General features: G+C 59.0%; 8 protein-coding genes. 5 read left to right on the top strand and 3 right to left on the bottom strand.

What is annotated here, in order from left to right; genetic code table 11:
• The first annotated feature begins 19 nt into the window (after nucleotides 1-19).
• From spoT to recG, 3 genes are read left to right on the top strand one after another with little or no spacing between them, the layout of a single operon-like run.
• Nucleotides 20-2,131: a bifunctional GTP diphosphokinase/guanosine-3',5'-bis pyrophosphate 3'-pyrophosphohydrolase gene (gene spoT / locus C3406_RS19010; protein WP_103177696.1), complete on the top strand. Its 2,112-nt coding sequence runs from the start codon at nucleotides 20-22 to the stop codon at nucleotides 2,129-2,131.
• A gap of 4 nt (nucleotides 2,132-2,135) precedes the next feature.
• Complete coding sequence (trmH, locus tag C3406_RS19005; RefSeq protein ID WP_103177695.1) at nucleotides 2,136-2,825, top strand: tRNA (guanosine(18)-2'-O)-methyltransferase TrmH; 690 nt, start codon at nucleotides 2,136-2,138, stop codon at nucleotides 2,823-2,825.
• Nucleotides 2,826-2,828: 3 nt separating this feature from the next.
• A complete protein-coding gene (gene recG / locus C3406_RS19000; RefSeq protein ID WP_103824302.1) occupies nucleotides 2,829-4,910 on the top strand; it encodes an ATP-dependent DNA helicase RecG in 2,082 nt (693 codons plus the stop codon).
• On the opposite strand, the gene gltS is transcribed toward recG, so the two are convergent.
• Complete coding sequence (gltS, locus tag C3406_RS18995; protein ID WP_103824301.1) at nucleotides 4,911-6,113, bottom strand: sodium/glutamate symporter; 1,203 nt, start codon at nucleotides 6,111-6,113, stop codon at nucleotides 4,911-4,913. It abuts the gene before it with no gap.
• Nucleotides 6,114-6,338: 225 nt separating this feature from the next.
• On the opposite strand from gltS, the gene C3406_RS18990 reads away from it, so the two are divergent.
• Together C3406_RS18990 and C3406_RS18985 are read left to right on the top strand one after the other, a co-directional pair.
• Nucleotides 6,339-7,730: a nucleobase:cation symporter-2 family protein gene (locus C3406_RS18990; RefSeq protein WP_103824300.1), complete on the top strand. Its 1,392-nt coding sequence runs from the start codon at nucleotides 6,339-6,341 to the stop codon at nucleotides 7,728-7,730.
• Nucleotides 7,731-7,849: 119 nt separating this feature from the next.
• Nucleotides 7,850-9,550, top strand: coding sequence for an AsmA family protein (locus tag C3406_RS18985; RefSeq protein WP_103824299.1), 1,701 nt, complete (start codon nucleotides 7,850-7,852; stop codon nucleotides 9,548-9,550).
• A gap of 147 nt (nucleotides 9,551-9,697) precedes the next feature.
• On the opposite strand, the gene yicI is transcribed toward C3406_RS18985, so the two are convergent.
• Nucleotides 9,698-12,016, bottom strand: coding sequence for an alpha-xylosidase (yicI, locus tag C3406_RS18980; RefSeq protein ID WP_103824298.1), 2,319 nt, complete (start codon nucleotides 12,014-12,016; stop codon nucleotides 9,698-9,700).
• 12 nt (nucleotides 12,017-12,028) lie between these two features.
• Nucleotides 12,029-13,423, bottom strand: coding sequence for a glycoside-pentoside-hexuronide family transporter (locus C3406_RS18975; protein ID WP_103824297.1), 1,395 nt, complete (start codon nucleotides 13,421-13,423; stop codon nucleotides 12,029-12,031).
• Between the last annotated feature and the right edge of the window lie 231 nt (nucleotides 13,424-13,654).

Here is a 13,654-nt window from a genome sequence, read left to right as displayed (position 1 = left end):
TTAAACCTGCGGGTCGCCCTTGTATCTGTTTGAAAGCCTGAATCAACTGATTCAAACCTACCTGCCGGTAGATCAGATTAAACGTCTCCAGCAGGCGTATCTCGTTGCACGTGACGCTCACGAGGGTCAGACACGTTCAAGCGGTGAACCCTATATCACGCACCCGGTAGCGGTGGCCTGTATTCTGGCCGAGATGAAACTCGACTATGAAACGCTGATGGCCGCCCTGCTGCATGACGTGATCGAAGACACCCCTGCCACCTACCAGGATATGGAACAGCTGTTTGGCAAAAGCGTTGCTGAACTGGTGGAAGGGGTCTCTAAGCTTGATAAGCTGAATTTCCGCGACAAGAAAGAGGCGCAGGCCGAAAACTTCCGCAAAATGATCATGGCGATGGTGCAGGATATCCGCGTCATTCTGATCAAACTCGCTGACCGTACCCACAATATGCGCACGCTGGGCTCGCTTCGCCCGGACAAACGTCGCCGTATTGCCCGTGAAACCCTCGAAATCTACAGCCCGCTGGCGCACCGTTTAGGTATTCATCACATTAAAACCGAGCTGGAAGAGCTGGGTTTTGAAGCATTGTACCCGAACCGCTTCCGCGTGATTAAAGAGGTGGTGAAAGCCGCGCGTGGCAACCGTAAAGAGATGATTCAGAAGATCCTCTCGGAAATCGAAGGGCGTTTGCAGGAAGCCGGTATTCCCTGTCGCGTCAGCGGTCGCGAAAAGCATTTGTACTCCATCTACTGCAAAATGGTGCTTAAAGAGCAGCGTTTTCACTCAATCATGGATATCTACGCCTTCCGCGTGATCGTTCATGACGCCGATACCTGTTATCGCGTGCTCGGTCAGATGCACAGCCTGTACAAGCCGCGTCCGGGCCGAATGAAAGACTATATCGCCATTCCAAAAGCGAACGGATATCAGTCTCTGCACACTTCGATGATTGGCCCGCACGGCGTGCCGGTTGAGGTGCAAATTCGTACCGAAGATATGGATCAGATGGCGGAGATGGGTGTTGCCGCGCACTGGGCCTACAAAGAGCACGGCGAAACCAGCACTACCGCGCAAATCCGCGCCCAGCGCTGGATGCAGAGCCTGCTGGAGCTGCAGCAGAGCGCCGGTAGCTCGTTTGAATTTATCGAGAGCGTTAAATCCGATCTCTTCCCGGATGAGATTTACGTTTTCACACCAGAAGGGCGCATTGTCGAGCTGCCTGCTGGTGCCACGCCGGTCGACTTCGCCTACGCCGTGCATACCGATATCGGTCATGCCTGCGTCGGGGCACGTGTCGACAGGCAGCCGTATCCGCTGTCACAGCCGTTGACCAGTGGCCAGACGGTAGAAATCATTACCGCCCCAGGCGCGCGTCCGAACGCGGCGTGGCTCAACTTTGTCGTGAGCTCGAAAGCGCGCGCCAAGATCCGCCAGCTGCTGAAGAACCTCAAACGCGATGACTCCGTCAGCCTGGGTCGTCGTCTGCTCAACCATGCGTTGGGGGGTAGCCGCAAGCTGGCTGAGATCCCGAAAGAGAGCATTCAGCACGAGCTGGAGCGTATGAAGCTCGCCTCGCTTGATGATCTGCTGGCGGAGATCGGTCTGGGTAACGCAATGAGCGTGGTGGTGGCGAAGAACCTGCAGCAGGGCGAAACCTCTGTGCCGCAGCCGTCATCAACCAGCCACGGGCATCTGCCGATCAAGGGCGCCGACGGCGTACTGATCACCTTCGCCAAGTGCTGTCGCCCTATCCCTGGTGACCCGATTATTGCTCACGTCAGCCCGGGTAAAGGCCTGGTTATCCATCACGAATCCTGTCGTAACATCCGCGGCTATCAGAAAGAGCCAGAGAAGTTTATGGCGGTCGAGTGGGATAAAGAGACCGAGCAGGAATTTATCACCGAGATCAAGGTAGATATGTTCAACCACCAGGGCGCGCTGGCGAACCTGACCGCGGCGATCAATACCGCCTCTTCCAATATTCATAGCCTGAATACGGAAGAGAAAGATGGCCGGGTCTACAGCGCCTTTATTCGTCTGACCGCGCGGGACCGTGTGCATCTGGCGAATATCATGCGTAAAATCCGCGTGATGGCTGACGTCATTAAAGTCACCCGTAACCGAAACTAGTTTTATGAACTCAACGCGTTATGCCCGGATCTGCGAAATGCTCGCCAGGCGTCAGCCCGATCTGACGGTGTGCATGGAGCAGGTGCATAAACCTCATAACGTTGCTGCTATCGTCCGTACCGCTGATGCCGTCGGCGTGCATGAAGTGCACGCCGTCTGGAAGGGGACGCGGATGCGTCCTATGGCCTCGGCTGCCGCAGGCAGCAACAGCTGGGTACAGGTCAAAGCCCACAACACTATTGGCGAAGCCATTTCGCATCTGAAAGGGCGCGGCATGCAGATTCTGGCGACCCACCTTTCCGACAAAGCCGTTGATTTCCGTGAAATTGATTACACCCGCCCGACCTGCATTCTGATGGGCCAGGAGAAGACGGGGATCACCCAGGAAGCCTTAGATCTGGCGGATCAGGACATCATCATTCCGATGATCGGCATGGTGCAGTCGCTGAACGTCTCCGTGGCCTCCGCCCTCATTCTGTATGAAGCCCAGCGTCAGCGGCAAAATGCCGGGATGTACAAACGCGAGAACAGTATGCTGCCGGACGACGAGCAGCAGCGCCTGCTGTTTGAAGGCGGTTATCCGGTGCTGGCCAGAGTGGCGAAGCAGAAAAAATTACCGTACCCCCACGTGAATCTGCAGGGCGAGATTGAAGCCGATGCGACGTGGTGGGCGACGATGCAGGCGGCGAAGTAAATCATGCAAGGCCGTCTGCTGGATGCTGTGCCGCTCAATTCCCTGACGGGCGTTGGCGCGGCCCAGAGCAGTAAACTGGCGAAAATCGGCCTGCATACTGTGCAGGATCTCCTTCTGCACCTCCCCCTGCGTTACGAAGACCGCACTCAGCTTTACCAGATTGGTGAACTCCTGCCTGGCATTTACGCCACCGTTGAAGGCGAAGTCCTGAACTGCAACATCACCTTCGGCGGTCGCCGGATGATGACCTGCCAGATCAGCGACGGCTCCGGCATCCTGACGATGCGCTTTTTTAACTTCAATGCGGCAATGAAAAACAGCCTCGCCACCGGACGACGGGTGCTGGCCTATGGCGAAGCCAAACGCGGGAAATATGGCGCAGAGATGATCCACCCGGAGTACCGCGTGCAGGGCGATCTCAGCACGCCGGAGATGCAGGAGACGCTGACGCCGGTCTACCCGACGACCGAAGGCGTTAAGCAGGCGACGCTGCGCAAGCTGACCGATCAGGCGCTGGAGCTGCTGGACACCTGCGCCATTGCCGAACTTCTGCCGCCGGAGCTGGCGCAGGGGATGATGAGCCTGCCGGATGCGTTGCGCACCCTGCATCGCCCGCCGCCCTCACTGCTGTTGAGCGATTTAGAGAGCGGGCAACACCCGGCGCAACGCCGTCTTATTCTCGAAGAGTTACTGGCGCACAACCTGAGCATGCTGGCACTCCGCGCCGGGGCACAGCGTTTTCACGCCCTGCCGCTCCCGGCCCGTAACGATTTAAAAGAGAGGCTTCTGGCCTCGCTGCCGTTTAAACCTACCGGGGCGCAGGCCCGCGTTACCGCCGAGATCGAGCATGATATGGCGCTGGACGTGCCGATGATGCGCCTGGTACAGGGCGACGTCGGTTCGGGCAAAACGCTGGTAGCCGCTCTGGCTGCCCTGCGCGCCATTGCCCACGGCAGACAGGTCGCCCTGATGGCGCCGACCGAGCTGCTGGCCGAGCAGCACGCCAATAATTTCCGCGCCTGGTTTGCGCCGCTGGGCGTGGAGGTGGGCTGGCTTGCCGGTAAACAAAAAGGTAAAGCGCGACAGGCGCAGCAGGAGGCGATTGCCAGCGGTCAGGTGCAGATGATTGTCGGCACCCATGCCATCTTCCAGGAGCAGGTGCAGTTCCACGGTCTGGCGCTGGTGATCATTGATGAGCAGCACCGCTTCGGTGTGCATCAGCGTCTGGCGCTGTGGGAGAAAGGGCTTCAGCAGGGTTATCATCCGCACCAGCTGATCATGACCGCCACGCCCATCCCCCGCACCCTGGCGATGACCGCCTATGCCGATCTCGACACCTCTGTTATCGACGAGCTGCCCCCGGGCCGCACACCGGTGACCACCGTCGCCATCCCGGATACACGCCGCAGCGACATCATCGATCGTGTGCGCAACGCCTGCCTGCAGGAAGGGCGTCAGGCCTACTGGGTCTGTACGCTGATTGAAGAGTCCGACCTGCTGGAAGCCCAGGCGGCAGAAGCCACCTGGGAAGAGTTAAAGCTGGCCCTGCCGGAGCTGAACGTCGGGCTGGTACATGGCCGGATGAAACCTGCGGAAAAACAGGCGGTAATGCAGGCCTTCAAGCAGGGCGAACTGCATCTGCTGATTGCCACCACGGTGATTGAAGTGGGGGTGGACGTGCCTAACGCCAGCCTGATGATCATCGAAAACCCGGAACGTCTGGGTCTGGCGCAGCTGCACCAGTTGCGTGGCCGCGTCGGACGTGGTGCCGTGGCCTCGCACTGCGTATTGCTCTATAAAGCCCCGCTGTCGAAAACGGCGCAGAAGCGCCTGCAGGTATTACGCGACAGCAATGATGGCTTTGTGATTGCGCAACAGGATCTGGAGATCCGTGGGCCGGGAGAGTTGCTCGGCACCCGTCAGACCGGTAACGCCGAGTTTAAAGTGGCAGATTTACTGCGCGATCAGGGCATGATCCCCGAAGTTCAGCGTCTGGCACGCCATATTCATGAACGCTACCCCGAACAGGCGGCAGCGTTAATCGAGCGCTGGATGCCCGAGACCGAGCGCTACTCTAACGCCTGATCAGCCAAACATCGGCAGCATCAGGTAGAGTTTGATCACCAGCGCGTTGACGATATCAATAAAGAACGCTCCCACCATCGGCACCACCAGAAACGCCATATGCGACGGACCGAAGCGCTCGGTAATGGCCTGCATGTTGGCGATCGCCGTCGGCGTGGCCCCCAGACCAAAGCCGCAATGTCCGGCCGCCAGCACCGCCGCATCGTAGTTTTTACCCATCATCCGCCAGGTAACAAACATGGCATACAGGGCCATAAACAGGGTCTGCACGGCCAGAATGGCCAGCATCGGCAGCGCCAGCGAGGCCAGCTCCCACAGTTTAAGGCTCATCAGCGCCATCGCCAGGAACAGCGACAGGCAGACGTTGCCCAGTACCGAGACCGCCCGCTCAAAGACACGATAAAAGCCCATCAGCGCCAGGCCGTTGCTGAGGATCACCCCCACAAACAGCACGCAGACAAAGGTTGGCAGCTCCAGCACGGAACCTGCCAGCAGTTGCGCAATCACTTTACCCACCGTCAGGCAGATGGCGATCAGAGCGATGGTTTCGATCAGCACCAGAGAGGTGATCATGCGTCCTACGTCCGGCTTTTCAAACGCCGACGGCGTCATCTCATCGTCCGGGCAGCCGTTGGGGTTGGTGGAGCGCTTCACCAGATAGCGCGCGACCGGCCCGCCGATCAGGCCACCCAATACCAGCCCGAAGGTGGCGCAGGCCATTGCCACTTCGGTGGCATTCTGGAAGCCATAGCGTTCAACAAACAGCTTGCTCCAGGCCGCGCCGGTACCGTGTCCGCCCGACAAGGTAATCGAACCGGCCAGCAGACCCATCAGTGGGTCCAGCCCCAGCAGCGACGCCATGCCGATGCCGATGGCGTTCTGCATCACCAGCAGGCCGACCACCACAATTAAAAACACCCCAAGCACCTTCCCGCCTGCCCGCAGGCTGGAGAGATTGGCGTTCAGGCCGATCGTGGCGAAAAAGGCCAGCATCAGCGGGTCTTTTAAGGTCATATCGAAGTTGATTTCCCAACCCATGCTTTTTTTCAGCACCAGCAGCGCAAGAGCGGCCAGCAATCCGCCCGCAACGGGCTCCGGGATGGTGTATTTTCTGAGGAAGGGGACGCTGTGAACCAGTTTACGGCCAAGCAGTAAAACGAGAGTTGCCGCAACGAGGGTCGACAACGTATCGAGATGAATCATAGTGGGCTCCTTTTAAGGCACGTGCTCCATCAACATGCGCGTTTTCCTTTGACGTTTGCGTGTTTTAAGCGCAACCGGGAGCAGGAGTGTAATGAACTTTGCCGCATCAGGACAGAAAAAGCCGTCCTGGACGGGTGAATTAATCTACGCTTTTTGTTGGCAATCGTTTGCTTTTCTCATCCACTCGGCTAAAATGCCCGCTTTTCCTCCAGGGGTTCGCAGCAGATGTCCGTTAACGCCATTGAACAGCAAGATGCGCAACCGATTGCGCAGCCGCAAAACAGTGAACTGATTTACCGTCTTGAAGACCGTCCGCCGCTGGCGCAGACCTTGTTTGCCGCCTGCCAGCATCTGCTGGCGATGTTTGTGGCCGTTATTACCCCAGCCCTGCTGATCTGTCAGGCTCTCGGTTTACCGGCGCAGGACACCCAGCACATTATCAGCATGTCACTGTTTGCTTCGGGCGTGGCCTCCATTATTCAGATTAAAGCCTGGGGGCCGGTGGGCTCCGGTCTGCTGTCGATTCAGGGCACCAGCTTTAACTTTGTTGCCCCGCTGATCATGGGCGGTACGGCGCTGAAAACCGGCGGCGCGGATGTACCTACCATGATGGCGGCGCTGTTCGGCACCCTGATGCTGGCAAGCTGCACCGAGATGGTGATCTCCCGCGTTCTGCACCTGGCGCGCCGCATTATTACTCCGCTGGTCTCTGGCGTAGTGGTGATGATTATCGGCCTGTCGCTGATTCAGGTGGGTCTGACCTCCATCGGCGGCGGCTATGCGGCGATGAACGACCACACCTTCGGTGCCCCGAAAAACCTGCTGCTGGCGGGCATTGTGCTGGCAATCATTATTCTGCTTAACCGTCAGCGTAACCCGTACCTGCGCGTCGCCTCGCTGGTGATCGCCATGGCGGCTGGCTACCTGGCCGCCTGGGCGATGGGTATGCTGCCGCAGTCTGCCGCGCCGACCGACAGCCCGCTGATCATGGTGCCGACGCCGCTCTACTACGGCCTGGGCATTGACTGGAGCCTGCTGCTGCCGCTGATGCTGGTATTTATGATCACCTCACTGGAAACCATCGGCGACATTACCGCGACTTCTGACGTCTCTGAACAGCCTGTCTCTGGCCCGTTGTACATGAAGCGCCTGAAAGGCGGCGTCCTGGCCAACGGTCTGAACTCGTTTGTCTCCGCCGTGTTCAACACCTTCCCGAACTCCTGCTTCGGCCAGAACAACGGCGTGATCCAGCTGACCGGCGTTGCCAGCCGCTACGTGGGCTTTGTCGTGGCGCTGATGCTGGTTTTACTGGGCCTGTTCCCGGCGGTGAGCGGCTTTGTGCAGCACATTCCTGAGCCGGTCCTGGGCGGCGCAACGCTGGTGATGTTTGGTACCATCGCGGCATCGGGCGTGCGTATCGTCTCCCGCGAGCCGCTGAACCGCCGCGCTATCATGATCATCGCCCTGTCGCTGGCAGTGGGTCTGGGTGTTTCTCAGCAGCCGCTGATCCTGCAGTTTGCCCCGGACTGGGTGAAGAACCTGCTCTCTTCCGGCATCGCCGCCGGTGGGATCACCGCTATCGTCCTGAACCTGATTTTCCCGCCAGAAAAGAACTGATCGCCTTTCACGGCAGCAGGCAACTGCTGCCGTGACACGTAATTACACCATTCCCGCCTTGAGCATTGCGTATAAATCGTGCATAACTCCTTTATGTTCGTTTTACGTGATGGAAGACCATGAAATTTATTGGAAAGCTTCTCGTCGGTATTCTGGCCGTTCTGCTTATTGCGATCCTCGCGCTCTATATCCTTGTACAAACCCGCTGGGGAGCGGCGCAGGTCAGCAGCTGGATCACAATAAACACCGATTACGAACTCAATTTTGACCTGATGGATCACCGTTTCTCGTCGCCCACGCACCTGGTGCTGAAAAACGTCACCTTCGGGCGCGATGGTCAACCTGCGACGCTGGTCGCCAAAATGGTGGATATCGGCGTGAGCAGCCGCCAGCTCACCGATCCGCTGCACATGGATACCATCACCCTGTTTGACGGCACGCTGAACCTCTCGCCCCAGACTGCCCCGCTCCCCTTCCAGGCCGATCGCCTGCTGCTGAACAACATGGCGTTTAACAGCCCGAACACTGAATGGGATTTGAGCGCCCAGAAGGTAACCGGCGGCGTGCGCCCCTGGGACCCTGAAGCGGGCAACGTGTTGGGTAAAAAAGCGCAGATTCAGATCAGCGCCGGGTCGCTAACGCTGAACGGCGTACCGGCCAGCAACGTGCTGATTGAAGGTGAACTGAACGGTAAAGAGGTGGTGCTGACCACCATCGGCGCAGACATGGCCCGGGGCTCGCTCACCGGCACCGCGCGTCGCGACGCCAACGGCGGCTGGAAGGTGGACAACATGCGCCTGAATGAGATCCGCCTGCAGAGCGATAAATCCCTTGCTGACTTTTTTGCCCCGATTACTACCCTGCCGTCGTTGCAGATTGGCCGCCTGGATGTGACCGACGCCCGCCTGCAGGGGCCGGACTGGGCGGTCACCGATCTCGATTTAAACCTGCGCAACCTGACCCTGAGCCAGGGCGACTGGCAGAGTGAGGATGGCCGCCTGTCGATGAACGCCAGCGAGTTTATCTACGGTTCACTGCATCTGTTCGACCCGATCTTGAACGCCGAATTCTCCCCGCAGGGGATCGCCCTGCGCCAGTTCACCTCACGCTGGGAAGGTGGGATGGTGCGCACCTCCGGCAACTGGTTGCGCAGCGGTAAAGCGCTGGTGCTGGATGATGTCGCCGTCGCCGGGCTGGAATACACCCTGCCGGAGAACTGGAAAACGCAGTGGATGACGACCCTGCCGGAATGGCTGCACAGCGTCACGCTGCGCAAATTCGGCCTGAGCCGGAACCTGGTGATCGATGTCGACGCCACCTTCCCGTGGCAGATCACCGCGCTCGACGGTTATGGCACCAACCTGCAACTGGCGAAAGATCGCGAGTGGGGGGTCTGGTCAGGCACTGCCACCCTGAACGGCGCGGCCGCCACCTTTAACCGTGTGGACGTGCGCCGTCCGTCGCTGACGCTTACCGCCAACGCCTCGACGATTGCCATCAATGAACTGAGCGCCTTTACCGAGAAAGGTATCCTGGAAGCGAAAGCCAGCGTGTCGCAGACCCCGGTGCGCCAGACTACCGTTAATCTGACCGGGCGCGGCGTGCCGTTGAACATCATCCAGCAGTGGGGCTGGCCAGCGCTGCCAGTGTCCGGCGACGGCAACCTTCAGCTCACCGCCAGCGGCAACGTGCAGAAAGATTCCCCGTTAAAACCGACGGTTAACGGCAGGCTGAATGCGGTAAATATGGATAAGCAACAGGTGACCCAGACGATGACGGGCGGGGCGGTGAATACGGTGGCACCACCACCCGCACCATAATGTGGGCCCGGTAAGCGTAGCGTTACCGGGCATCAGACCCCGCTGCATTGCCGGGTGGCGGCTTCGCCTTACCCGGCCTACAAAACCCACAGCATGCACGATCCGTAGGCCCGGCAAGCAACGCGCCGCCGGGCTTTTCCAGACGACTCAGAGGTGAACCACCACCTCATTCCCTTCGGCTTTCACCACCACGCCCCACTCGCTGCCGATGTTGGATGCGCCTTTCACGCTGCTAATCCGCTGCACATTGCGCAGGCAGACCGTCCAGTTCCGCGCTTCGCCGCTCCCTTTTAACGTTATGGTATCGCCGCTGCGCGTCGCGGTCAGGGTAAAGGCCACGGCACCGTTCGCCGCAGGGACTTCGCTTACCGCCGTGGCGCCATCGGCCAGGTTAAACAGCTGGAAGGCGGTGCCTTCGTTCCAGGCGTAGTCCGGTTTCTGGTCGTTGTTACCCAGCGCCAGCAGAGTGTTGTCGCGCACGTAGACCGGCAGGCTCTGGAAATCGTGCTGCTGTTTGTGCCAGCGGCTGCCCTGCAATTCGTCGTTATGCCACAGATGCGTCCAGCGCCCTTCCGGCAGGTAAAACTGCACGTCGCCCGCCTCGCTGAACACCGGCGCAACCATCACCGCATCGCCCAGCATATACTGACGGTCGAGGTAGTCGCAGGCCGGATCGTCCGGGAACTCGAGCATCATCGCGCGCAGCATCGGCGTGCCGAACTCGCGGGCCAGCGCCGCCTGCCGATAGAGGTACGGCATCATCCGGCATTTCAGCTGGGTAAAGTGGCGCACCACATCGCAGGACTCGTCATCATACGCCCACGGCACCCGGTAGGATTTGCTGCCGTGCAGGCGGCTATGGCTGGAGAGCAGCCCGAACGCGCACCAGCGTTTGTAGACGTGCGCCGGGGCGGTGTTTTCGAACCCGCCGATATCGTGGCTCCAGAACCCAAATCCGGAGAGCCCGATCGACAGCCCGCCGCGCAGGCTTTCGGCCATCGACTCGTAGTTGGCGTAGCAGTCGCCGCCCCAGTGAACCGGGAACTGTTGCGCCCCCACGGAGGCCGAGCGAGCAAACAGCACCGCCTCTTCCTCGCCCACCGTCTCTTTCAGCACGTTCCACACCAGTTCGTTGTAGATGTAGGCATAATGGTTGTGCATTTTTTGCGGATCGGAACCGTCGAACCACTGCACGTCGGTCGGGATGCGCTCGCCAAAGTCGGTTTTAAAGCAGTCGACGCCGATATCCACCAGGCCTTTCAGCTTGTCGGCGTACCAGGCACAAGCCTCCGGATTGGTGAAGTCGTAGATCGCCAGCCCCGGCTGCCATTTATCCCACTGCCACAGGGAGCCATCCGGACGTTTCAGCAGATAGCCCTTCTCTTTCAGTTCTTTAAATACCGGGGATTTCTGCCCGATGTACGGATTGATCCACACGCAGACCTTGAGCCCTTTCTCCTTCAGGCGGCGGATCATCCCTTCCGGGTCCGGGAAGGTGACCGGGTCCCACTCGAAGTCGCACCACTGGAAGGCCTTCATCCAGAAACAGTCGAAGTGGAAGACGTGCAGCGGCAGGTCGCGCTCCGCCATGCCGTCGATAAAGCTGTTCACCGTCGCTTCGTCGTAGTTGGTGGTGAACGAAGTGGTGAGCCACAGCCCGAACGACCACGCTGGCGGCAGCGCCGGACGCCCGGTGAACTGCGTATAGCGGTTCAGCACCTCTTTCGGCGTCGGGCCGTCGATGACGAAGTACTCCAGATATTCACCCTCGACGCTGAACTGCACCTTCGATACCTTCTCGGAGCCGATTTCAAAGGAGACGTTTTCCGGGTGGTTCACCAGCACGCCGTAGCCGCGGTTGGTGAGGTAGAACGGGATATTTTTATATGACTGTTCGGTGCTGGTGCCGCCGTCGCGGTTCCAGGTTTCGACCGTCTGGCCGTTGCGCACCAGGGCGGTAAAGCGCTCGCCCAGGCCGTAGACGGTTTCACCCACGCCCAGATCCAGACGCTCAAACATGTAGTTGCGATCGGTATTGCCGTCCTGCACGTAGCCGTTGTTTTTCAACTGGCTGCCGGTGATGCGCTGGCCGTCGCGGAAGAAATCCAGCGACCAGAACTCGCCTTTGGTGACGCGCACGCTGATGTTGCCGCTTTTCAGCTCGGCAAACTCCGCGTTGTTTTCAATCTGCACGTTAACGTCTTTCAGGACGTTGAGCGGATAGTGTGGGCCGTTATTCAGCGCCCCCTGGAAGTGCTCGATACGCACCCCGACAATCCCCTCCTGCGGCGCAAACAGGCGCACGGTGAACATCAGGGTGTCGAGCTGCCAGGTGCGCTCGCGCACGTCGCGTGGCGCCACATAGACCACCAGGTCGTTGCCCTGCTGCTCCACATCGAATACCTGCACCGGATAGGTTACGTTCAGACCCGGTTGAATTAGCCAGTTTCCATCACTGATTTTCATGCTTTCGTCCTCTTAGTTCTGCAATTCTTTGCTGACCGGCAGGGTGTTAAATTCCTGCTGGTTACGTCGCGCGCCCTGCGCCAGATCGTTCATGATTTTGACCAGGAATGGCGTTTTCAGGCTGTAGTAGCGTTTGGCGATCACCGCGCTCAGCAGGTAGCAAGCGGCGGGTACCAGGGTAAACAGGGCGATGATAATGCTGATGGTGGCGCTGTTCTGGGTTTTTGCTGCGGCATCGTAGCCGCCGCCAGCCAGCATCCAGCCGATTAACGCCCCGCCCAGCGCGAGGCCCAGCTTGAGCACGAACAGCGTGCCCGCAAAGCTGATGCCAGTGAGGCGTTTGCCGTTGGTCCACTCGCCGTAATCGACGGTGTCGGACATCATTACCCACTGGATCGGCGTCACCAGCTGGTGCAGCACGCCAATCACGAAGATAAAGCCGAACATGGTGATGCTGGCCTGCATCGGCACGAAGAACATCGCCACGCTCGCTACCGCCAGCAGGGCGTTGGTCCACCAGAATACGCTGACCTTGCACTTCCAGTCGGTGAGCGGTTTCGCCAGCGCGGAGCCAATCAGGTTGCCGACGCAGTAGGTGGTAAGGAAGGCGACAAACAGTTCTGGCGAGCCCATGATCCAGGTGACGTAATACATCATCGCCCCGCCGCGCACGCAGACCGCCAGAATGTTGAGGATGGTAAGCAGCCCGACGATGCGCCACTGGTCGTTCTTCCAGATGTCGCGCAGATCTTCGCGCATGGAGGTGGTGCTCGGTGGCACCTGGATGCGCTCTTTGGTGGTGAAGAAGCAGAACGCCAGCATCAGGAACGCTACCACCGACAGCACCGCGATACCGCCCTGGAAGCCGAGCGCTTTATTCTCGCCACCAATCATATTCACCAGCGGCATCATCAGTACCGTGGAGAGCATGCCGCCCGCCGTCGCCAGCACAAAGCGCCAGGACTGAAGGGAGATACGCTGCGTCGGGTCGTTGGTGATCACCCCTCCCAGGGCGCAGTAAGGAATGTTGACCACGGTATAGAGCAGGGTCAGCAGGGTATAGGTGACGGCAGCGTAAATCAGTTTGCCGTTATGGCTGAAGTCTGGGGTGGTGTAGGCCAGCACACAGACGACGCCAAACGGGATCGCCCCGAACAGTATCCACGGGCGGAATTTCCCCCAGCGGCTGCGGGTGCGGTCGGCTATCAGCCCCATGCAGGGGTCGGAGATGGCATCCAACGCACGCGCCAGCAGGAACATGGTGCCGACAAACCCGGCAGGAATGCCGAAGATGTCGGTATAGAAAAACATCATGTAGAGCATGACGTTGTCGAAAATGATGTGACTTGCGGCGTCACCCATGCCGTAACCAATTTTCTCTTTGACGGATAAGACTTCGCTTTTCATTGTTTTTCCTTCACGCGTAGGGCGCTGAGACCGGTTACATTTTTTGTAAACCATTCACCCACGGGCAGGTATTGCGTTTTCTGGTTACTTTTTTACGTTTCTTGTTTTTTGTGATCGCGGTAAAAGTGCGGGGGCGGAAAATGTAAGCTGAGGATTTTCTTAAGGTTTACGCTGGAGGCATAACACAGGTCAAAAAAGGGGTGAAATAAGTGAGGGAAAAGATGGGGTAAA

This window comes from Leclercia sp. LSNIH8 (assembly GCF_002920195.1).
Classification (GTDB): domain Bacteria; phylum Pseudomonadota; class Gammaproteobacteria; order Enterobacterales; family Enterobacteriaceae; genus Enterobacter.
This window is presented reverse-complemented; position numbering and strand designations above follow the sequence as displayed.